Raw genomic sequence first — 21,975 nt, forward strand, 5'->3', positions numbered from 1 at the left:
CACCCGCAGTCCGACCAAGGAGCATTGCCATGACCGTATCCGTTGCCGGCAAGTTGATACCGCAGCCCGACGCGCTGTCCGATATCGGAAAGCGAGCGCTCGAGTTCGTCGACGGCGGCACCGAGTGGCTCGACTGGGCCGCCACCGCGCCGACGGCGCGTTACGCCTTCGCGGACGAAACCGAGCTGATCGCCACGGTGCAGCAGGGGCTGCACGTGTCGCGGCATACGCTGCTGCCGCAACTCGGGCTGATGGTCAGTCCGGTGAAGCTCATGACGCTGAGCCTGGCCGACCTGAATGTCCTCGCGCGCGCCGAAAGCGGCGACGGCTCCTCCGTCGTGGCCGCGCAAGTCGCGAAGATTCTCTCGGAACACGGTCTCGTCACACGCGACGAACTGGCCGCGGGCGTCAGTTTTCTCGCACAACTCGGCGTCAAATCGGCGCCGCTGTTTCAGGCGCTCGGCTTCGACGAAAGCCTCGCGGTCACGAACCTCATGCACCTGCCGCAGAGCGCGAGGCAACAGCCGTTGCAGCAGGAAGCGGCGTCGTTCGCGTTGAAGCAGGCGCGCACCGTGCACGAGTTCTGCGACTTCTATCGGTTTTATCTCGACTATGCGGAACAACTGAACAGCAGCGCCGCCACGCCCGAGCGACGCGATGCCGCGGCCACCGACGCTTCGCAAGCGTTGCTGCGGGTTCTGTTCGGCGCGCTCGACTGCCCGCAAGTACAGGGCCTGGCCGGGCCGTCCGAAGTGGCGCAGACGGTGCGCAACTGGCTCGCTCAAGGCCGGCTGGTGGGTTTTGCGAGGTTGTCGCAGGGCGCGCAGCAGATCGTCCAGCACACCGCCTACAAGGGCGAGACCGGCGAGGCGGCCAAGCGCATCGTCGATCTCTTCATGCATGCGGCGCAGTCGTTTCTGGCGGCCCACCAGCCCGAGCGCGGCACGATGGGCCAGGATGGCGCGACATGTCTGTTCCTCGTCGAGTCGGCGCAGCTGCGCGCCGAATTGCAGTTGAGCGGCAACGGCGTGATTTCACTGAGCGACTTCGGCGCGAGACCTGCCGCGCCGGCTGCGCTTGCGACCATCGAGTCGGACCGAGCGTCCACAGAACAGGAGAACGCATCGTGAGCATTCCCAAGATATCGATTCAAGAGGTATCCGAACGAATGGAAGATCCGCAAACGGTGGCCGACCGGCTGCGCGTGTCGGCACCGTCCGGCGTCGCGCCGTCCATCACGCCACCCATCACGCCGCGCATCACGCCGGCCGACGCGCCGCCGGACTTCTCGAGCGCGAGCGCCGTCGTCGCCGACATGCGCAGGGAAGCGCGCGCGAAGGCTGAGCAGATGGTGATGGAAGCCAGACAGGCGCTGCTGGAATCGCTGCATGCGTTGCACGCGACCGGAAAGGCCGATGCTGTTTCCGGCGTTGCGGCTGCGGCGTCGAAAAAGCGAGGCAAGCGATGAAACCTCAACGCAACGTATCGGCGACGAACCCGCCCGAGTCCATTTCGCAGATCGCCGAAACGCAGGCGCAAGAGGCGGTCGACAACGCGGTCGCGGCCAGCGACGAGGCGATGCGGGCCGCGTTGAGCAGCACGGCGCACGCCGGCGCGGCCGACGGCGGTCACGCCGCGCTCGACGAGGCGGCAAAGCTCGCGGAACAGGCGCTCGCGGCCGCGCTAAGCGGTGCGGCCGCGAGCGAAGCCGCCGTGGCGAACGCGTCGCGGCAAGCCGGCGAGGCCGAGACTCGCGCGGTCGAAGAAGCGCAGCGACTGGCCGAGCAGGCGATGGCGGCTGCGGCGGGGCGGGCGGAGTAGCGCATGGATACCCCCGACTTCGAGAGAGGTGCGCGTTCAGCTTGCAACCTTGTAACGAGCCAGGCCGCAATCAAATCGCGACGGAACAAGGCCGGGGTCTTGCCGGCCGTCGACGAAGAACTCGCCACGCTGCGGCGGCATTCGTCAGGAGTGCCGCCATCGGCGGTTTAGCTTAGGAGCACGTATGAAAGAAGAGCACGACCAGCGATCGGCACGGCGCGCGATGAGCGCCTGGCTGACCACGCAAATCAACAATGTGGCAAAGCCTGACGGCAATACGGCAACGCCTCACCCCATCGCAACGCCGGCTATCCGTGAATGCGTCTTGTCGGCGCTGCAGAAAATCGACACCGACATTGCCCAACTGAACCGATCGCTACAAGACAAGTACTGCCTAGCCCCGAACCGTGACCTGGTGAAGTTCTATATGAAGGGCGGCAATGCTTTCGAATGCGTACGGAATCCGACTGGGGCGGAAGCTAAGCAATACGGCGGCGGTACATCAGACTGGGATACGCAGATCATTGTCGACCCTTGGGCGCCGGTGCCGCTGCAGGCCATCATCTATGGCCTTCTGGAAGAACTGGTGATGAACACCATGATCGAAGCCGGCGCAGAAATCGCGTCGGTAGCCGGAGAATTCGTCAAAGAAACGGGCGACCGCTGGACAGACGAGCGAGCCACGCTCGATGGAGGGAAATGCTCAGCCTATACGCTTCAATACGACGACCCACAATCGCTGCGGCGGGTGTTCGACCAGCAGCGTCTCGGGCTCTGGACCAACGACCAGCGCCGGATATCTGATCCGAACATGTCGAACCAAGAGCAAAAGCGCATTCCCGGCATCCTGCTCAATGACGCAATCCGACCATTCATCCTGCACCGGCTTGGCTACACCTGGCACGCGAAGCTGGATCAACACGAACCGCCGGTCCGTCAAGAGAACGTGAGGGATATTCGCAAGCCGGTGCTGATGGAGCTGATCGACGTCACGCTGCCGCGGCGCGACACGATCGAGGCGGTGACGGTCTGGGAGGAACTGGCGCAGGGGCTAATCGAAATCGAAAAATACGATGTCGGAGTGAAAATGCCTGACGGCACCAATCCTTCCCACGAGCCCGTGAAGCTGCCGTTGCCGAACATCATGTATCACCTGCGAGAAATCGCCACGATGCTGTGCGAGATCGCAGACGGTAGCTCGCATCATCAGGACAAGCTCGCGAAACGTTTTACGCGCTTCAAACTAATCTGGGACAACGGTGACGCGAGTCAGTGGCAAGACATCATCCACGCACTTAGCGCAATGGCTGGCGCAAGCGACGGCGAGATGGCCAAGGTAATCGATCGCCACACGCCGTTTCCTAAACCCAACAGCACAGTCACCGAAAAGATCAAAGATCACGTCAAGGATGAAAAGCAGAAGGAAGACATCTTGGGGAATAAAGATCCGGCCTACCGCCTGGCCCGCAACTTGATGGACCGGATTGCCGACAGCGCAGCGAGCCAGGAAGGCTGTTTCGATCGAAAAGGCCATGTCAGCTTGACGTTGCCGATTCGCTTCGACAAGGAGCGGGCCCAATTAAGGCGATGGTTCGACGACGCGATAAAGAGGCTTCCCCCCGCCGTCGCCGCGGGCATACTCGAAGCCGCGTTCAGCGACGACCTGGTGTTAATCGGCTTCCTGGAACAGAACGAATACCTGTCACCGAGCAAGATTGGCTTTTCGGGGGTGTTTCAGGCCATGATGATTCGCGTGGCCACCAAGGTGCAAGTGGATGTGCTACTCGCGTTGTTCCAGACATTGCTCGATTCAGGCTCCGCCGGCGCCCAAAACGCTCGGCGGAAAAACTCGGTGCGTTTTCGAGTCTATAGCGTGCCGCGCGCCACCGGTGTCACCCATGAGTTGACGATGGTGGTGTTCAATGGAGGCAAGGCAATCGCTTATCTGTCCGTTACCACTGCAACGCGAGGCGAGGCGCCGTTCCGGCGCGACCCGGTCGATCCCGATCTGGACTACGCATCGCTGCCGGAAATCGCCGCGCAACGCAAAGTCGCTGCGGCTCTGATCGAGGACTACCTGGTTCGCCAGGCAATCTCGCGACAATACGAGGCGCTGAAAACGCTACTCCCCGTGATTTGATCGGTGGTGGCCGCAGAGGCCGCGCGGTGTCGCCTCGCGCGACACATCGATCGACATGCTCGTCGGAAAAGGACCAAGGCCATGCCCTTTTACGCAGGCTTCGACACCGACATCTTCCCCGGCCCACTGCAGCTCGCCTGCCGGTTGCGGCTACCCAGGCGCGATGGCGTGGCAGCACCTGCAAAACCGCGTGTTGATGCCCGCAACGATGCAGGTGGAGCTGAGCGCGTCGAAGCTGAAAGACCCGTCCGCCCCGTCCATATCGCGATGGCAGCGGCACGTCACGCAATCGAGCCCCTGAACTCGCGCGGACTCAACCCCACGATGCGCCTGAAGCTCTTTTCGAAGTGGCTCAGGTCGCCGAAGCCGACGCTCAGCGCGACTTCGGTCACGCGCGGACAGTCGTCGCGCATCAGCAATTCCTTCGCCTTCTCGATGCGAATGTGCTGAAGCAGCGGCTTGAACGCGACATTCAGCGTGTGACGGAACAGGTAGCTCAAATGCGACGGGCTCACGTGCGCATGCTGCGCCAGCTGCTCCATCGAAACCGGATTGGCGTAATGTTCGCCGAGATACAGCAGCGCCTTGCGCAGCGCCTTATGCAATCGCGCCAGCTCCGCGCCATTGCGCATCATCGCGCACCGGGCCCAGTGGGCAGGCGTCGCCGAAGCGCGCCATGCGGCGGCGTCCGGCTCCGTCGCGCGCGGCGACATGTCGTCGTCGCGATCCGAAACGCGCGTCGCGCCGGCGCGCTCGCTGCGCGGCTGAGAAATCAGCCACGGCACGTGAAGCGCGACATCCGCGCGGCCGATGGCCGCATCGCCCGTCATGACCGCAAGACGCGCGATCACGCGCTCCAGTTCATACAGATTTTCCGGCCACGCATAGAGCCGGCAAATCTCGAGCAGCGCGTCGCCGCACTTGCGCTGCGCGACGTAGCCATGATGTTCGAGCGCCGCGACGATCAACGGCGCGATGTCGTCCTGGCGCAGGCGAAGCGGCGGCACCGTCACCGACAGGAAATCGAGCTCGGCCAGCACGGCTTGCGAGAATCGCCCCTCTTCCACGCATCGTCGCAGATCGGAGGTCGTCGACGCGACCACGCGCACCTCGCACTCGTCCGGCACCACCAGCCATTGCCCGAGGCGCGAATGCAGATGCTGGCGCAACTGGTTCTGAAGCCGGGGCGCGAGCTCGTCGATGCCGTTGAAGAACAGGGTGCCGCCCGCCGCCTGTTTGAACCATTGCGCCGGCTCGCCGGCAGGATCGGCGCAATTGACTTCGATGAACGGCCCGTCCCGCCGAGGGCCGCAACAATGCAGCGCCGCCGCCAACGGAGCTTTCTCGGTGCCGAACTCGCCGGTGAGCAACACGGGCAACGTGCTGAACGACGCCTTTTCGACGAAAACCTCGACGCGGTGCAACGGCTCGGACATGCCCACCAGCAGCAAGCTGCGGCTCAAACGCTGCTGGGCCCACCTTTGCACGTCGTAACGCTTGCACAGCAGCGCGCAGCGATGCGCAAAGGCGGCCCCCCACTCGGCGAACGCGTCCGAACGGCCGGCGTCGCCCCGCGCATTCAGCCGCAGCGTGCCGAGTTGCTCGCCCGCATATGTGACCGGGAATCGCGCCGAATGCTCGTCCGGCGCAGCATGTTCGTCGACGTTCGTCTCGTCGAGCCATGCGAGATCGAACAGTTCGCCGTTGCGATTCGACTGCAGGACGCCCACGCCGCGCAGCCACAATGACGCGCTCCCCACGCCCAGTTGCCGAACGAATGCGCGCACCAACGATTCGAGCAGATCGGGGAACGTCCGATAGGGACGATAGACGCCTCGCAAAAGCGATTCCACGTCGATGGCCTCGTTCGCGCGTTGACGACTTCGATCATCCCGGCATCGAGATGCGCATGCCGAACTTCATCGCTTGCCCGACGCGGGCGGGCGCTCCTGCCTGCGTGATGTCGAATCCGGAAACAGTCCGCATCTGGCGTCTCCCTCGCGTGATTCATTGGCGTGTCGCGATGACGGCGCGGCGTAGCCGCGCGCCATCGCGAGTACATGAAGTATGCAAGCCGCGCGCGCCACCGAATGAGACGAGCGAGCCGTTGTCAATCGTTGTTCACATGGGGCGCGGCGTCACGCAGCGACAGAGCCGTGACAGCGGCAAGCTGCCGTGCGGCGGCAGGCGAACGTCGAACATTCGATTGCGCGCTCCGCGTAACATGACGGCGGACAATGTGTCGGCTGACGTCAACGGCGGAATCGGAACCGAATTTTTTCAATCCGCGAATCGATTGCCTGAATTGGTTATCCCGAAGGAGAAACCATGGAAGCTTCGCCGGGCCGCATCCTCGTCGTCGAAGACGACCCCATCACCCGCACGATGCTGGCCCGCTATCTGAGTGACGCGGGCTTCGACCTCCTCACCAGCGACAATGTCGCGCAAGCCCGCGAGGCGCTGCGCGCCGCGCCAGCCGACGTGCTGCTGCTCGACATCAACCTTCCCGACGGCGACGGCATCTCCCTCGCCCGCGAGCTGCGCGAGCACAGCGCCGCGGGCGTCATCTTCGTGACGCAACGCGACGGCGACATCGATCGCGTCCTCGGCCTGGAAACCGCCGGCGACGACTACATCACCAAGCCGATCCGGCTGCGCGAGCTGCTCGCCCGCGTGCGCGCCCTGCTGCGCCGGCAACGGCTGTATCGCGAGATCGCGCCTGTCGACTCGGTGCTGACGTTCGGCGGCTGGCTGATCGACCTTCGGCGCCGGGAACTCGCGCTGTCGGGCGGCGCCGTGCTGCCCCTCACCCCGCGCGAATTCGATCTGCTGGCCGCGCTCGTGATGGTTCGCGGCGCGACGCTCACGCGCGAGTATCTGCTCGAAGTGGTCAGCAAGCGCGAGCACACGGCGGACTCGCGCAGCGTCGACACCTTGATCGCCCGATTGCGCCGCAAGATGTCCGACGACGCCGGCACGATGCGCTGCCCGATCGGCACGGTAGTCGGGATCGGCTACCGGCTCGATGCCGCGGTGAATCGCGGCAGTTGACGACCGCGCCGCGCACCGCGCGCCTCGCGCGCGATTTTGCGCAATGCGTCGAAGCTGTGTTCGAATTCGATGCCGAGCGCGACCACGAGTGCGGCAAGCTCGGAGGCGTCGTCCCGAGCGGCCGCCCGTTTCACCCGCTCGGCGAGCCGCCCCAGTCTCGCGAGCCCCAATGCCGCCGCCGAGCTCGTCAGCCGGTGTGAAAGCGCGTTGATTCGATATGCGTCGCGCTGCGCGACGGCTTCGCCGAGCTCGTTCAGCAAACGTCGCCCCGCATGCCTGAACTGATGCACGAGCCAGCCGAGCGCGGCGGCGCCGAGCGCGTCGGCATGCTCGCTCAGACAAGCGAGATCCACCGCCGCGTCCGTCGGCCAGATCTTGTCCGAAGGTCGAGGCCGCGCGACAGCCGTGCCGCCGACTGTCTCGAGCACCCGGTGCAGCGCATCTCGCCGGATCGGCTTCACCAGCACCGACGTAAAGACATCGGCCGCGCCGGCGCTGTGCGCGCCAACGAGATCCGCAGTCAGCACGACGATCGGCATCTCCCGCCGCGCCTGTTCGCGCGCGTCTTGCGCGCGTATGCGACGCGCCGTTTCGATGCCGTCGACGAACGGCATGTGAAGGTCGACGAACACGCCGTCGAAATGCTCGCGAGCGGTTTGCGCGAGCGCGGCCTCCGCGCTGCCCACGGGCATGGCGTCGTGGCCCGCCTGAGTCAGGAGGCCGCCAATCACGATCTGGTTGATCGGATCGTCGTCGACGACGAGAAGCTTCAGCCGCCGCGACGGAGGTGACGCGGGCGTATCCGGCGGCGTCGCCGCGGCCGCCGCGGCCACGGGCACCACGACCTGGAACCGGCTGCCGGCGCCATGCTCGCTCGCCACCGTGATCGCGCCGCCCAACATGCCGACGACGCGCCGGCACACGGCCAACCCGAGGCCCGCGCCGCCGAAGCGGCGTGCAATCGATTCGTCGGCCTGAGCGAAGTCATCGAAAATCCGCGCCAGCATGTTTTCCGGAATGCCGATTCCGGTGTCCTCGACGGCGATCTCCAGTTGCAGCTCGTCCGCCGCGTGGCCACGCATGGCCAACGAAACGCCGACGCGCCCCCGCTCGGTGAACTTGACCGCGTTGCTCAACAGATTCATCAGCACCTGGCGCAGGCGGCCGGCGTCGGCGTGCAGCGCTTGCGGCACGTCACGACTGACGACGACGTCGATGGTTGTCTGCCGGGCCAGCGCACGCGCGTGCATCAACTCGGCGGCGCCTTGAACCAGTTGCCGAGGATCGAAATCGGTCGAAACCGGCGCCTCGACCACGACGCCCAGCCGCACGTAATCGATCATGCTGTCGAGCAGGCCGATCAGATGTTCGGCGCAATCTCGCGCGATAGTGACCTGACGGTGCTGTATCGCGTCCAGCCGCGAACCCTCGAGCAGTTGCAGCGAGCCGAGCACGCCGTTCATGGGCACGCGGACCTCATGACTGACTACGGCCAACAATCTCGTCTTGGCTCGGTCGGCGGCTTCGGCCGCGTCCTTGGCGCGCTGCAGCGCCTCGCGTTGATGGGCGTCGCTGCGCACGCGGGCGAATTCCCGTCGGCGCATTCGCTCGACACGCCAGAGCTGTTGCAAACCCGTCGCGAGCGCGAAACCCATCGCGATCGACATCGGATAGAGCAGCGGCGACATCGCCGCGCACCGCCATCGCAGTATCGCGATGAGCCCGACCGCAAAGCACGCGCCGTTGATCGCGCTCGTCACGAAGCGCAGCGGCAGGAAAGTCACGAGCCCGAACAGCACGGTTTGCATGACCAGCAAGTTCGACGGGCTCGCGACACCCTCGGCGATCGCCTGCAGATCGATGACGATCGCCCAAGCCAGCAGCAGGCAATGGAGCGCGGGGGCCTCTATCGGCCGGCGCAACCGCAACAGCAGCCATGCCGACCACACGACCGCGGCGAAGCGCAGCCCGAACTGGATGGCCGACTCGAGCTCGAATCCGGCCTGCCTGATGTCGTTGAGCGCAAAAGAGAGCGCGGCAATGACCGCAACCCATATCGCGGCCCGCGCCTGATATACGGTTTCCGACACGCGGCATCGGCGGAAGGTCTGTTCGGTTTCCGCGTCGACAAATTCAGGAATTACGCCCCTCAGCATGTCGGCAGTCATAGTTGTTCTGATTAAGCAATACCCGTCGGGCATGCGGGTCGGGCTGGCCAGCTGGAATTTTAAGAGCTGAAAGAATCGATGGCAGCATTCGTTTTCGAGATCGAGGAATCATGAGCCGAAAACACGGCGAGAATCGCGGCGCGCCCGCCCTGCCGTGCTCGCGAACCCATGACCCCGATCCGGGAAAAACGATGTCGAGACCGAAACGGAAGATTGAAGGCCGGTTCCGTCGATTGCCGGAGCCTGAAAACAGGCGAATAACGAAGCCGTCCGCCCCGGACCGCAATTCGGGAAAGATTTCGTTTGCGCAATGAAGAGGGATATCCGGAATACCGCGGGCGAAACTATTCGCGCCTTAATCAAGTCTTTCGGAATGAATCGGCATGATCGATTCATCATGCGGCCCGATCGTGCCGCGCGCCGATTCATTGAGCCGCGCTATGCAAGCGGATAACGGATCGGCCAAAGCGAGGCGGGGCGCCGTCAGGCGCAAGGCGACCGTGCGTCGGGGCGCTCTCGCGCGCCAGCAAGCGCGGCGATTCGACGACGCCGGTCCGTATCCGTGAAAAATCGCCCTTCAGGCCGCCGATGGCCTTGCGGATGTCGCGCGCGAAGGATGCGACCGGGATCGCCGTTCCCTGCGCCGCCGGCGCAGCGCGGCGATCGGCCCGCATTTCCCGCCCCACGGGCCGGTGATCGGCGGTCTACGCCGAAATCGGATCGGCCGCCCGCGCGCGGCCTTGGGCGCGCCCGCGCGCGGCATGCGTTCAATCGGCGCATCCCGGCGAACTGTCGATCGTCGAATGGATCATGTCGGCCGAGGCTGCCGAAAAGGCGGTTCGACGGTCGACGGGGTCGCTCGAATGATGGTGAGGTTCTGCGAGATTGGGACGCCTCGCTTCGGCGCCGCTCGCGCAAGCAACCTGAAACGCGGCTGAAGGATCGGTGCAAGCGCCCGATCGGCGGGCTCGCCGCCGATGCCGCTCGCCGCATTCATCTCCCTTCCCCGATCGCCTCCGCGACCGCGCGCACGCGCGCCCCGTGCACCGCATCCTTGATCTTCGCGGGCTCGCCCGCGTGAGCCTGCGCGATCGCGCCCGCGTCGACCGAGCGCGCGGCGACGAGCGCCTGCCGCAGCCGCTCGGCCTGCGGATAGGGCGTCGCCTCGAGGCCCAGGCGGCCGCGCGCATCGGCCTCGCTCGCCTGCAGCGCCTCGGCGAAGCGCGCGGGCTTGCGCAGCGCGTCGGCGCGCTCGAGCAACCGCACGAGCGCGGCCGCGCCCATCTCCATCACGCGATGCAGGTTGCCGTGCTCGCGCGCGACGACGAGCGCCAGATCGCGGCACTCGTTCGGCACGCGCAACCGCTCGCACAGCGGCTTCAGCAGCTCGACGCTGCGCCCCTCGTGGCCGATGTGGCGCGGCAGCACGTCGGCGGGCGTCGTCGCCTTCCCGAGATCATGCGTGAGCGCCGCGAAGCGCACGGGCAGCGAATAGCCCTGCTTCGCCGCGTGATCGATCGCCATCATCACGTGGACGCCGGTATCGACTTCCGGGTGATAGTCGGCGCGCTGCGGCACGCCGAACAGCGCGTCGATCTCGGGCAGGATTCGCGCAAGCGCGCCGCATTCGCGCAGCACCGCGAACATCCGCGCGGGCTTCGCTTCCATCAGCCCGCGCGCGAGCTCCTGCCACACGCGCTCGGGCACGAGCGCGTCGACCTCGCCCGCCTCGGTCATCTCGCGCATCAGCACGGCCGTGCGCGGCGCGACCGAAAAATCGGCGAAGCGCGCAGCGAAGCGCGCGACGCGCAGAATCCGCACCGGGTCCTCGACGAACGCGTCGCCGACGTGCCGGAACACCTTCGCGCGCAAGTCCGCCTGCCCGCCGAACGGATCGACGACCGGCCCGACGAGCGCGCCGCCCGGGCTCACTTCGCGCGCCATCGCGTTGATCGTCAGGTCGCGCCGCGCGAGATCCTGCTCGAGCGTCACGTCGGGCGCGTAATGGAACCGGAAGCCGTGATAGCCGGCCGCCGTCTTGCGCTCGGTGCGCGCGAGCGCGTATTCCTCGTGCGTGTCCGGGTGCAGGAACACCGGAAAATCCTTGCCCACCGGCTTGAAGCCTTGCGCGGCCATCTGCTCGGGCGTCGCGCCGACGACGACGTAGTCGCGATCGCGCACCGGCAGGCCGAGCAATTCGTCGCGGATCGCGCCGCCCACCGCGTAGACATTCATCGCGACGGCCCGTAGATGTCGATCACACGGGTTTCGCCGCGCGCGCCCTCGATCCATTCGCGCACGGCCGGCAGCTCGGCGACGCGCGCGGCATAAGCGCTCGCTTCGGCCGACAGCGGCGGCTCGTACGTCTTGAAGCGCAGCACGACGGGCGCGTACATCGCATCGACGATCGAAAACTCGCCGAACAGGAACGGGCCGCCCGACGCGGCGAGACAGGTGCGCCACAGCTCGTCGATGCGCGCGACGTCGGCAAGCGCGGCGGGCGTCGCGCCACGCCCCGGGTGCGATTCGCGCACGTTGAGCGGCATGTCGCTGCGCAGCGCGCCGAAACCCGCGTGCATCTCGGCGCACACGCTGCGCGCCTGCGCCCGCGCGGCCGGGTCGCGCGGCCACAGCGCGTATTGCGGGAAGCGCTCGGCGAGCGTTTCGAGGATCGCGAGCGAATCCCAGACCGCGCCGCCGTCGTCGTCGACGAGGCACGGCACCTTGCCGGACGGCGAGTGCGCGCGGATACGCGCCGTCGTGTCGTCGAGGCGCAGCCCGATCATCACTTCGTCGAACGGAATCGCGAAGTGCTTCATCAGCACCCACGGGCGCATCGACCACGACGAGTAGTTCTTGTCTCCGATCACGAGTTTCATGGGGTTCTTCCTGTAGTTGTCGATTGTCCGGCCGACCGGCGGCGGCGGCCATCGTTGCGGATGCTCACCGGCGCGTGCGCCAGCCGGAAAAGCGCGAGCGCAGCGCGGCGTCGCCGATGTAGGTCGGCGCGATGCTTTCGAGGCTCGCGGGCGTGATCCCGAGCTCGGGCGAGATCGGTCCCGTCATCACGCTCGGCACCGACAGCGAAGCGAGATTGTCGCGCGTGATGAGCGGCTCGCCCGGCAGCATCTCGAACACGCAGGCTTGCAGCCGCGCAAGCGCGTCGGGCAGCCGGACGATTCGCGCGTGGCGGCCGACGAGCCGGCCCGCATAGCGCACGAGCTCCTCGAGCCGATACGTGCGCGGCCCGCCGAGCTCGTAGGTCTTGCCGCGCGTCGCGTCGCGCGCGCATGCGTTCGCGATCGCCTGCGCGACGTCGCCGACGTAGATCGGCTGCATCAGCGCATCGGGCATCGCGAGCGGCACCACCGGAAAGATCCGCTGAAGCCGCGCGAACGTATTGAGGAACGCGTCGCCCGGGCCGAACACGATCGACGGCCGGAACACCGTGACGCCGAGCGCGCCCGCCGCGGCCTGCGCGTGCAGCGCGGCCTCGCCGTCGCCTTTCGAGCGCAGGTACATGCTGGGCGCGCGCGGATCGGCGCCGAGCGCGCTCACGTGGAGCACGCGCGGCACGCGCGCTTCGATGCACGCCGCTGCGAGCGCCGCGGGCAGCGCGACGTGCAGCCGCTCGAAGCCCTCGCCGTACGGCGTGCCGCGCCCGCCGTGCAGCACGCCGACGAGATCGACGGCCGCTCTCGCGCCCGCCACGAAGCGCGCAAGTGCGCGCACGTCGAAGGCGGAAAGCTCGACGATGTCGACGGGCAGCATCGCGAGATGCCGCGCATGCTCGCGGCGGCGCGTCGCGATCCGCACGCGCGCGCCCGCTTCGACGAGCGTGTTGACGAGGCGGCTGCCGATGAAGCCCGTGCCGCCGAGTACGGCGATGGTCTGGCCCTGCATGATCGTGCCCCACCAAAGCGCGCCGCCGCGCGACGCGCGGCGGCGAAACCCACACGAAACCCCGGCTACGCCCGCAAAACGCTTGCGCTTGCGCGACGCTCACGCGCGCCGCATCCGCGCGGCGCGGCGCGGCGCGCGTCACGGCGCGATGAAGCCGAGGCGAGCCTTCAGCGACTGCGGCTTCTTCTCGAAGAGCGCCGCATAGTACGTCTCGTTCGACAGCACGTTCTTCACGTAATCGCGCGTCTCGTTGAACGGGATCGTCTCGGCGAAGATCGCGCCCTCGACCGGCCGCGCGAGCGCCTGCCGCCACTGGGCAGGCCGGCCCGGCCCGGCGTTGTAGCCCGCCGTCGCGAGCACCGCCGAGTTGTCGAACTTCTGATAGATGTCGGACAGATACCAGGTGCCGAGCTGCACGTTCGTGTCGATGTCGTGCATCTGCGCGCGCGTGACCGTGCCGAGGCCGAGCTTCTTCGCGACGAGCTGCGCGGTTGCCGGCATCAGCTGCATCAGGCCGCCCGCGCCCACCGACGAGCGCGCGTTCGTGATGAAGCGCGACTCCTGGCGGATCAGCCCGTACGCCCATTCGATGTCGAGCCCGTTGGTCTGCGCGTAGCGCTCGACGACGTCGCGGTACGGCGACGGATAGCGCAGCGAGAAATCGTGCTCGGCCGTCGTGCGATCGGCCGTGTTGACCGTGCGGTCGAGCAGGTCGACGCGCTTGCCGTACTCGGCCGCCGCGAGCAGTTGCCGATCGGTCATCCCGCGCAGCGACCAGTTCCATTCGCGATTGCCCTCGAGCCGCAGATTGAGCGCGTAGAAGCGCTGCGCGAGCGCGAAGCCCGGCACCTTGCTCATCGCGTCGATCTCGGCGTCCGTCACCTTCGTGCGCGGCGGGATCACCGTCTTCTGGCCGAGCTCCTCGCCCGCGAGCTGGCCGTAGAAGTTGAACTGCCCGGCGATCCGCTCGAATTCCTGGTTCGCCTTCAGCGTGTCGCCCGTCTCCTTCAGCGCGCGGCCGCGCCAGTAAATCCACGTCGTGTCGTCGCGCAGCCGCTCGGGCATCTGGTCGATCGAGCGGCGCACCATCGGCCAGTCGCCCGCGAGCAGCGCCGCGCGCACGCGCCACTCGTACGCGGAATTCGAGAGCGGCGCGTCCATTGATTTGCGATACCACGACGACGCCTGCGGCAAGCGCTTCACCGCCGCCTGATAGCCGATCTCGCCCCAGCCGATCGCCTGCTCGGCGGCCGACAGCGTCGACGCGAGCGACGTGAGCTGGCCCGCCGCCGCCTCCGGATCGTTGCGCGCCATCCGCGTGATCGCGACGAGCGCGAGCTGCCGCGACGCGGCGTCGGCGCCGACGCCGCGCGCGAGGAAGAGCGGCGGCGCGCTCGTCACCTGGTCGAAGGCGGCCGGGCGCGGGCCGAGCGCGTCGGCGATCTTGCCGCCGAGCGTCGTGTAGTTCTGCTCGTACGCGAGGCGCACCTGCGCCCACACGTCGTCGCTCGAGAACTGCTGGTTCGCCGCGAGCGCGGTGATGAGATCAACGCACGCGTCGCCGTAATACTTCGGCTCGACGAGCAGCTCGCGCGCCATGTCCGCGACGTTCTCGCCGCGCGCCGCGCGCGATTCGAGCGAATAGCACTTGACCTGCGTGTCGTCGTCGAGCACGAAGCGCTTGTATTGCTCGTCGAAATTGCGCCAGTCGTGGCGCGCGCCGAGCACGAGCAGGTAATCGTTGCGCATCCGGTCGGCGATCGCCTGGCCGTCGTAGCGCGACAGGAACGACAGCACCGGCGCGTCGGGCGCGTCGAGCCGCGCATGGCCCGACGAATCGAACAGCTGCGGCTTGATCTGGAAGTATTCGAGATACGACGGCGCCGGATAATTCGGGATCGTCGCCGCGAGTTGCGCGGCGCGCACCGGATCGTTCTTGCGCGCGGCTTCGCGCAGCTGGACGAAGGCCTGATCGTCGTTCGACGACGCTTCGTCGGCGGTCTGCGCGGCGCAGGCGGCCGCCCCGACGGCCAGCACGGCGGCGACAAGGGGCGCCGCGACCGCGCGATATACTCGAAAAAGGCTGGTGGACATCGTTGTGAACGGAGCACTCTAGTGAGCGAAAGCATAGCACGCGCCCCGGCGCCGAATCCGAAGCAAACGCTGCGCGAAACGCTTGCGCAGCGCCGCCTCGACGCGAATCGCTCGGCGCTCGCGCACGACGCGCTCGCGCAGCGCGTGCTCGCGATCCTCGCGGACAGCGCGCCGCGCACGGTCGGCTTCTATTGGCCGCTCGCGGGCGAGTTCGACGCGCGCGACGCGATCGCGTCGTGGCTCGCGGGCGACGCGGGCCGGCAGGCCGCGCTGCCCGTGATCGGCCAGCCCCGCACGCCGCTCGAATTCCACGCGTGGACGCCCGATGCGCCGATGCGCGAGGGCCGCCATCGGATTCCCGAGCCCGCGGTGGGCGCGCGGCTCGTGCCGGACCTGCTGCTGATTCCGTGCGTCGGCTTCGATCACGGCTGCTTCCGGCTCGGCTACGGCGGCGGGTATTACGACCGCACGCTCGCCGCGTGGCCCGGCGCCGCGCGGCCCGTGACGGTCGGGCTCGCCTACGACGCGTGCGGGGTGCGCGAGCTGCCGCGCGAAGCGCACGATCTGCCGCTCGACTGGATCGTCACCGAATCGCGGAGTTACCGCTCGGGCGACTGAGGCGGCGACACGGCGGCACGGCGGCACATCGACGCGCCTGACGCGGCCGACGCGGCCGCCAAACCCGACGCGCCGACATATCGACGCGCCCGACATGTCGACGCCCCGACACGCGGGCGCGCCGCCCGTCGGGCCGCCGCCAAGCCCGCCTAGAGCGAAGCGGCCGCGCGCGCCGCGGTGTCGTACAACCCGGACGCGTGGCGCAACAGTTGCGCGGCGTCGCCGATCTGCTCGTTCGTGAGCCCGCTGTCCTTCAGGGTCTCGATCAGGCAGCGCTCGCGCACGTCGCGATACTTGAGGCAGAGCGCGCGGCCCGCGCCGGTCGCCTCAAAGAACACCTCCTTGCCTGTCTTTTCGCTTTTTACGTACCCTCTAGCTACCAGCTTCTTGAGCGCATACGTCGCGACGTGCGTGTCCTCGATGTTGAGCACGAAGCAAATGTCGGCGAGTTTCTTCTTGCGGTCCCGGTGGCTCACGTGGTGCAGCAGCGACACTTCGACGGCCGTCATGTCCTTCGCCCCCGCAGCAGCCATGCACCGGACCATCCAGCGATTGAACGCGTTTCCCGCCATGATGAGCGCATATTCGAGCTCGGACAGCTCCGCGCTCGTCTCGGAAACGAGATGTTCGGACGATACGATCTTGGTCGGATGACGCTGCATGGCGAATCGGCGAAGGTGGAGCGAAGGTGCGCGAAAGTGTACGCCAAGATCGTCCGCGCGGCGTCCGCCGAAATTTTTCGACGAGAAGTTATCGACATTTTATTGATAATGTATTCTTCACCCGGCCCAACGCCGTTTGCTTGCCATCGATGATCACTCCACGCATCTATCCGCTTGGCGATACCGCCCTCGTCTGCGAGGCGCCCCCTCCCGCGACGCTCGAATGCCAGCGCCGCGTGTGGGCGGTCGCGAGCGCGGCGGCGGGCTGGCCGCACGTCGTCGACGTCGTGCCCGGCATGAACAATCTGACGATCGTGTTCGATCCGCTCGAGACGACGGCCGACGCGCTCGCGCCACTGATGAAGACCGCGTGGCGCGATGCGGACCAGGTCGCCGAAAGCAGGCGCGAGGTCGAGATCCCCGTCGAGTACGGCGGCGCGTTCGGCCCCGATCTCGACGCGGTCGCGAAGCACACGGGGCTTGCGCGCGACGAAGTCGTGCGGCGCCATTCGGCGGGCACCTACGTCGTGTTCTTCCTCGGCTTCCAGCCGGGCTTCACGTACATGGGCGGCCTCGACGGTTCGCTGCACACGCCGCGGCGCGCCGCGCCCCGGCTCGAAGTGCCGGCCGGCTCGGTCGGCATCGGCGGCGAGCAGACGGGCATCTATCCGGCCGCCGCGCCGGGCGGCTGGCAGCTGATCGGCCGCACGCCGCTCGCGCTCTTCGATCCCGCGCGCACGCCGCCGACGCTGCTGCAGCCGGGCGATCGCGTGCGCTTCACCGTCGCAGGAGTGCATAGCGGATGACTTCACGCCAAGGAACAGGCGGCATCGAAGTGCTGCGCGCCGGCCCGCTCTCGACGATCCAGGATCTCGGCCGCCGCGGCTATCGCCATCTCGGCGTCGCGCAAAGCGGCGCGCTCGATTCGCTCGCGCTCGAAGTCGGCAATCGCCTCGTCGGCAACCGGCCGGACGCCGCCGCGATCGAAATCACGCTCGGCCCCGCGTCGTTCCGCTTTCCGCGCGCCACACGCGTCGCGATCACCGGCACCGAGTTCGGCGCGACGCTCGACGGCGTGCCCGTCTACTCGTGGTGGAGCGTGCCCGTCGCGGCCGGCCAGACGCTCGCGCTGCCCGTCGCGAAGCGCGGGATGCGCGGCTATCTGTGCGTGGCGGGCGGCATCGACGTGCTGCCGATGCTCGGCTCGCGCAGCACCGATCTCGCGTCGCGCTTCGGCGGCCTCGGCGGGCGCATGCTGCGCGACGGCGATCGCCTGCCCGTCGGCATGCCGCCCGCCGGCGCGCCCGCGTGCGTCGCGCCCGACGCGCCCGAGTTCGGCGTGAAGGCGCCCGCGTGGTGTGCGTTCGCGCGCGTCGACGAGCATCCGCGCCGCCACAAGCACACGCACGCCGCATGGGCGATGCCCGTGCGCGTGCTGCCCGGCCCGCAATACGCGGGCTTCGCGCCGGCGGCGCAACAGGCGTTCTGGGACGAGGAATGGGTCGTCACGCCGAACAGCAACCGGATGGGCTACCGGCTCTCGGGCGCGAAGCTCGAACGCGCGGAATCGGGCGACCTGCTCTCACACGCGGTGCTGCCGGGCACGATCCAGGTGCCGGGCAACGGCCAGCCGATCGTGCTGATGAACGACGCGCAGACGACGGGCGGCTATCCGCGGATCGGCGCGGTGATCCGCGCGGACCTCTGGAAGCTCGCGCAGGCGCGCCTGAACCTGCCGATCCGCTTCGTCCGCGTGACGGCGGCGGCCGCGCGCGACGCGCTCGCCGCCGAGCGCGCGTACCTGCGGCAGATCGACATCGCGATCGAGATGCGCGAGGAGGCGCTGCAGCGCACGCGCGCCGCGCGCGGGGTGGCCGCATGAGATTCTGGAGGACCGAGGGCCGCGGCGCGGCCGGCCGGTCGCGAACGCTTTAGGCAGAAACATCATGGAAATCGATTTGAACGCCGACCTCGGCGAAGGCTGCGGCTCCGACGAGGCGCTTCTCGACCTCGTCACGTCGGCGAACATCGCGTGCGGCTGGCACGCGGGCGGCGCCCAGGCGATGCGCGACTGCGTGCGCTGGGCGGTGGAAAAAGGCGTGTCGATCGGCGCGCATCCGAGCTTTCACGATCCGGAGAACTTCGGCCGCAAGGAAATGGACTTGCCCGCGGGCGAAATTTACGCGGGCGTGCTGTATCAGCTCGGCGCGCTGTCCGCGATCGCGCAGGCGGAAGGCGGGCGCATCGCGCACGTGAAGCCGCACGGCGCGCTGTACAACCAGGCGGCGCGCGACGCCGAGATCGCCGACGCGGTCGTGTCCGCGATCCACGATTTCGATCCGTCGCTCGCGGTGTTCGGCCTCGCGAAGAGCGGCTTCGTCGAAGCCGCGCGGCAAGCCGGGCTCGTCGCCGTCGAGGAAGTGTTCGCCGACCGCGGCTATCGCGCGGACGGCTCGCTCGTGCCGCGCAACCAGCCGGGCGCGTTCGTCGAAGACGAGGACGAGATGCTCGCGCGCACGCTCGAAATGGTCCGCGGCCAGCGCGTGCGCGCGGTCACAGGCGAATGGGTGCCGCTCAACGCGCAGACGGTCTGTCTGCACGGCGACGGTCCGCACGCGCTCGCGTTCGCCAGGCGAATTCGCGCGGCGCTCGAGGCGGCCGGCATCGACATGCACGCGCCGGGCGCGGAGCATGCGGGAGCGCGCGCTTAAGGGCGCTAGGTTCAAAGGCCCGAAGGGTTCGGGGTTCGAGGTTCGAGGTTCGAGGTTCGAGGTTCGAGGTTCGAGGTTCGAGGTTCGAGGTTCGAGGTTCGAGGTTCGAGGCCCGAGGTCCGACGCCCGGCCGGCGGCGCGCGCGTGTGCGCAGCGACCCGGCCCGGCGCACACGGTTCGCCGCGATCGCGCGCATTCGGATGCGCGGCTCGACGCGCGGGACGCCCTGCGGGCCCGAGCATCGCGCAAATCGCGGCGCAGCGCACGACTGACGCGAGCAGGCCGGCGTCTGACCGACGGCCGCCGCGCGCCGAACGGCCGCGAACGATGAACTCCGCCCGGCGCGCGCCACGCGCCGGGCGCACACGACACCTTGCATGCGGCGGGCCGCGCCCGCCGCAAGAACCATTCGCCGACGCGGCGAAGGCCGGCGCGCGCGCATGCTCGCGCGAGCCGCCTTCGCCCGGATCGCGCGGACGCGCGCAACGAACGCGCGCCCGCCCTGCAGTCCCGAGCGGCCACGAGAGCCGCAAAGGCCCATCGGCGCGCCGGCCGCGCGCCGATCGCAAGCCGCCCGCGCGCCGCTCCAAGACGGCGCGCGTCAACCCATGTCAGGAGAATGTTCATGCAAGGCACCGTAAGTCTATGGCCGCTGATCGGCGTCGCCGTGATCGTTGTCGGCTTCGCGCTGCGCTTCAATCCGATGCTGATCGTCGCCACCGCGGCGATCGCAACGGCCGCGAGCGCGCACTTCCCGCCCGAGCGGATTCTCGCCGCGATCGGCGCGGGCTTCCTCAAGACCCGCAACATCCCGCTCATCCTCCTGCTGCCGCTCGCCGTGATCGGCCTCCTCGAACGGCACGGGCTGCGCGAGCGCGCGCAGGCGTGGATCGCGAACATCCGGGCGGCCACGGCGGGACGCCTTCTCATCATCTATCTGCTCGTGCGCGAGCTGACCGCGGCCGTCGGCCTGACGGGCCTCGGCGGCCATCCGCAGATGGTGCGGCCGCTGATCGCGCCGATGGCCGAGGGCGCGACCGAGAATCGTTTCGGTCCGCTGCCCGACGCGATCCGCCACCGGCTGCGCGCGTTCGCCGCCGCGACCGACAACGTCGGCCTCTTCTTCGGCGAGGACATCTTCGTCGCGTTCGGCGCGATCGTGCTGATGGTGACGTTCCTGAAGGAAGCGGGCATCGCGGTGGAACCGATGCACGTCGCGCTCTGGGGCATTCCGACCGCCGTATCCGCGTTCCTGATCCACGGCTTCCGGCTGTGGCTTCTCGATCGCCGGCTCGAACGCGAACTGCGCGCGCTGGCCGCGCCGCTCGCCGCCGCCACCGCCACCGCCGCCGACCACGGAGGCCGCGCATGACGCTCACGATCACTTACCTGTTCTGGCTCGTCGGCCTCGTGCTGCTCGCCGTCGGCGCGACGATCGTCACCGACCGCGCGCACCCGCGCCGCTTCACCGCGGGCGGCTTCTGGCTGCTCTACGCGCTCGTCTTCATCGTCGGCGACACGCTGCCCGTCGAGCTCGTCGGCGCGCTCGTGATCGCGATGGCGCTGATCGCGGGCTTCGGCGGCGTAACGGCGGCCAAGCCGAAGCTGCCGGCCGACGAAATCCGCCGCGCGAGCGCCGCGCGCATCGGCAACCGGCTCTTCGTGCCCGCGCTCACGATTCCGTTCGTGACGGTCGCGATCACGCTCGCGGCGAGCCATCTGCACGTCGGCGGCGCGCCGCTCGTCGATCCGAAAAACGTCACGCTGATCGGTTTCGGCATCGGCTGCGTGATCGCGCTCGGTTTCGCGTGCCGGATCACGCGCGATTCGGTCGGCCAGTCGTTGCAGGAGGCGCGGCGCCTCATCGACGCGCTGTCGTGGGCGGCCGTGCTGCCGCAGATGCTCGGCATGCTCGGGCTCGTGTTCTCGGATGCGGGCGTCGGCAAGGCGGTCGCGCACGTGACGACGGCGTACGTGAACCTCGACTACCGGTTCGTCGCGGTCGCGGTGTACTGCATCGGCATGGCGCTCTTCACGATGGTGATGGGCAACGGCTTCGCCGCGTTTCCGGTGATGACGGGCGGCGTGGGCGTGCCGATCCTCGTCAACGTGTTCCATGGCGATCCGGCCGTGATGGTCGCGATCGGGATGTTCTCCGGCTACTGCGGCACGCTGATGACGCCGATGGCCGCGAACTTCAACATGGTGCCCGCCGCGCTCCTCGAGCTGCCCGACAAGAACGGCGTGATCAAGGTGCAGATCCCGACCGCGCTCGCGCTGCTCGCGGCGAACATCGTGCTGCTGAATCTCCTGATGTTTCGGTGAACGGGCGCGGAGCGCGGGCATGCGGGCCATGAAAAAAGCGCCCTCGGGCGCTTTTTCTTCGACCGGCCGATCGACCGGCCGATTAACCGGCCGATTAACCGGCCGAGCGGTTCGGCCAGCGGCCGCCCGCTTGATGCAGCGGCCCGTCAGCCGCCGCGCGCGTCGCAACGAAGCCCGACGCTTTGGATAAAAAAATGCGTCCGCCGCCGCCCGCATCTGCTTCCCCCGGCCGAACGGCGGAACGTCCATTGAGTAGGCGTATGTGCCTGCATGTTGGCTTGTTGTGGTGATTGGCCCCGTCGTGCATGCAGACAACCGCTGCCGACACGCTCGACGCGCGCCGGCAACGCTACCCCCGCGCTGTTTTTATTGTTCCCCGTAGCGCATTTTCTTTTTTACGACTTGGTGAAAGGAGAATAGATTTAGCCCCACGGAGTGTCAATCGTCGGAACACGCTCCGCTCGCCAAACACCGCAAAATTT

The 21,975-nt window shown here is 67.8% G+C and carries 18 protein-coding genes; 11 read left to right on the top strand and 7 right to left on the bottom strand.

All coding sequences use genetic code 11. From position 1 onward, the window contains the following. Nucleotides 1-29 precede the first annotated feature (29 nt). The 4 genes from WT60_RS19215 to WT60_RS19230 all read left to right on the top strand — a co-directional run bounded on the left by WT60_RS19215 (nucleotide 30) and on the right by WT60_RS19230 (nucleotide 3,961). Nucleotides 30-1,130: a hypothetical protein gene (locus WT60_RS19215; protein ID WP_038748438.1), complete on the top strand. Its 1,101-nt coding sequence runs from the start codon at nucleotides 30-32 to the stop codon at nucleotides 1,128-1,130. Then, nucleotides 1,127-1,468 carry a hypothetical protein gene (locus WT60_RS19220; protein WP_038748439.1) on the top strand — a complete coding sequence of 114 codons (342 nt, stop codon included), beginning with the start codon at nucleotides 1,127-1,129 and terminating at the stop codon, nucleotides 1,466-1,468. Before WT60_RS19215 ends, WT60_RS19220 begins: the two co-directional genes overlap by 4 nt. Next, nucleotides 1,465-1,821, top strand: coding sequence for a hypothetical protein (locus tag WT60_RS19225; RefSeq protein ID WP_059643280.1), 357 nt, complete (start codon nucleotides 1,465-1,467; stop codon nucleotides 1,819-1,821). The genes WT60_RS19220 and WT60_RS19225 overlap by 4 nt, the downstream gene beginning before the upstream one ends. A gap of 184 nt (nucleotides 1,822-2,005) precedes the next feature. Further along, nucleotides 2,006-3,961 (top strand): hypothetical protein, encoded by a 1,956-nt coding sequence (locus WT60_RS19230; RefSeq protein ID WP_236860837.1) that lies wholly within the window; start codon nucleotides 2,006-2,008, stop codon nucleotides 3,959-3,961. Between the two features lie 281 nt (nucleotides 3,962-4,242). Here WT60_RS19230 and WT60_RS19240 read toward each other — a convergent pair whose 3' ends face one another. Then, a complete protein-coding gene (locus WT60_RS19240) occupies nucleotides 4,243-5,814 on the bottom strand; it encodes a helix-turn-helix domain-containing protein (protein ID WP_060355808.1) in 1,572 nt (523 codons plus the stop codon). 475 nt (nucleotides 5,815-6,289) lie between these two features. On the opposite strand from WT60_RS19240, the gene WT60_RS19245 reads away from it, so the two are divergent. After that, a complete protein-coding gene (locus tag WT60_RS19245) occupies nucleotides 6,290-7,012 on the top strand; it encodes a response regulator transcription factor (RefSeq protein ID WP_038748445.1) in 723 nt (240 codons plus the stop codon). Here WT60_RS19245 and WT60_RS19250 read toward each other — a convergent pair. From WT60_RS19250 to WT60_RS19275, 5 genes are all read right to left on the bottom strand, one after another. Beyond that, nucleotides 6,976-9,180: an ATP-binding protein gene (locus tag WT60_RS19250; protein WP_060355807.1), complete on the bottom strand. Its 2,205-nt coding sequence runs from the start codon at nucleotides 9,178-9,180 to the stop codon at nucleotides 6,976-6,978. The two genes, WT60_RS19245 and WT60_RS19250, sit on opposite strands and share 37 nt — an antisense overlap. A gap of 993 nt (nucleotides 9,181-10,173) precedes the next feature. Continuing rightward, nucleotides 10,174-11,415 carry a multifunctional CCA addition/repair protein gene (locus WT60_RS19260; protein ID WP_060355806.1) on the bottom strand — a complete coding sequence of 414 codons (1,242 nt, stop codon included), beginning with the start codon at nucleotides 11,413-11,415 and terminating at the stop codon, nucleotides 10,174-10,176. Continuing rightward, nucleotides 11,412-12,059, bottom strand: coding sequence for a glutathione S-transferase family protein (locus WT60_RS19265; protein WP_038748452.1), 648 nt, complete (start codon nucleotides 12,057-12,059; stop codon nucleotides 11,412-11,414). Before WT60_RS19265 ends, WT60_RS19260 begins: the two co-directional genes overlap by 4 nt. Before the next feature lie 64 nt (nucleotides 12,060-12,123). Next, on the bottom strand, nucleotides 12,124-13,083 hold the full coding sequence (locus tag WT60_RS19270) for a complex I NDUFA9 subunit family protein (RefSeq protein ID WP_059578177.1): 960 nt from the start codon (nucleotides 13,081-13,083) through the stop codon (nucleotides 12,124-12,126). Nucleotides 13,084-13,221: 138 nt separating this feature from the next. Further along, on the bottom strand, nucleotides 13,222-15,177 hold the full coding sequence (locus tag WT60_RS19275; RefSeq protein WP_060355805.1) for a lytic transglycosylase domain-containing protein: 1,956 nt from the start codon (nucleotides 15,175-15,177) through the stop codon (nucleotides 13,222-13,224). Between the two features lie 21 nt (nucleotides 15,178-15,198). Here WT60_RS19275 and WT60_RS19280 point away from each other — a divergent pair, with 21 nt between their 5' ends. Then, entirely contained in the window at nucleotides 15,199-15,795 is a 597-nt protein-coding gene (locus tag WT60_RS19280) for a 5-formyltetrahydrofolate cyclo-ligase (protein ID WP_060355804.1), read from the top strand. Between the two features lie 149 nt (nucleotides 15,796-15,944). On the opposite strand, the gene WT60_RS19285 is transcribed toward WT60_RS19280, so the two are convergent. After that, nucleotides 15,945-16,457: a winged helix DNA-binding protein gene (locus tag WT60_RS19285; protein ID WP_038748460.1), complete on the bottom strand. Its 513-nt coding sequence runs from the start codon at nucleotides 16,455-16,457 to the stop codon at nucleotides 15,945-15,947. A 149-nt stretch (nucleotides 16,458-16,606) separates the two neighbouring features. Here WT60_RS19285 and pxpB point away from each other — a divergent pair, with 149 nt between their 5' ends. The 5 genes from pxpB (at nucleotide 16,607) to WT60_RS19315 (ending at nucleotide 21,493) form a co-directional block, all read left to right on the top strand. Beyond that, the gene (gene pxpB, locus WT60_RS19290) at nucleotides 16,607-17,263 is read left to right on the top strand and encodes a 5-oxoprolinase subunit PxpB (RefSeq protein ID WP_038748462.1); all 657 of its coding nucleotides are present in this window, start codon (nucleotides 16,607-16,609) and stop codon (nucleotides 17,261-17,263) included. Next, the gene (locus tag WT60_RS19295; RefSeq protein ID WP_059643296.1) at nucleotides 17,260-18,339 is read left to right on the top strand and encodes a biotin-dependent carboxyltransferase family protein; all 1,080 of its coding nucleotides are present in this window, start codon (nucleotides 17,260-17,262) and stop codon (nucleotides 18,337-18,339) included. Before pxpB ends, WT60_RS19295 begins: the two co-directional genes overlap by 4 nt. Before the next feature lie 64 nt (nucleotides 18,340-18,403). Then, on the top strand, nucleotides 18,404-19,168 hold the full coding sequence (gene pxpA / locus WT60_RS19300) for a 5-oxoprolinase subunit PxpA (protein ID WP_038748465.1): 765 nt from the start codon (nucleotides 18,404-18,406) through the stop codon (nucleotides 19,166-19,168). Between the two features lie 625 nt (nucleotides 19,169-19,793). Next, nucleotides 19,794-20,540: a DUF969 domain-containing protein gene (locus tag WT60_RS19310; protein ID WP_060355836.1), complete on the top strand. Its 747-nt coding sequence runs from the start codon at nucleotides 19,794-19,796 to the stop codon at nucleotides 20,538-20,540. Further along, on the top strand, nucleotides 20,537-21,493 hold the full coding sequence (locus tag WT60_RS19315) for a DUF979 domain-containing protein (RefSeq protein WP_060355803.1): 957 nt from the start codon (nucleotides 20,537-20,539) through the stop codon (nucleotides 21,491-21,493). Before WT60_RS19310 ends, WT60_RS19315 begins: the two co-directional genes overlap by 4 nt. Nucleotides 21,494-21,975 lie beyond the last annotated feature (482 nt).

The sequence above is a fragment of the Burkholderia sp. MSMB617WGS genome (assembly GCF_001532025.2).
In the GTDB taxonomy this organism is placed as follows: Bacteria; Pseudomonadota; Gammaproteobacteria; order Burkholderiales; family Burkholderiaceae; genus Burkholderia; species Burkholderia savannae.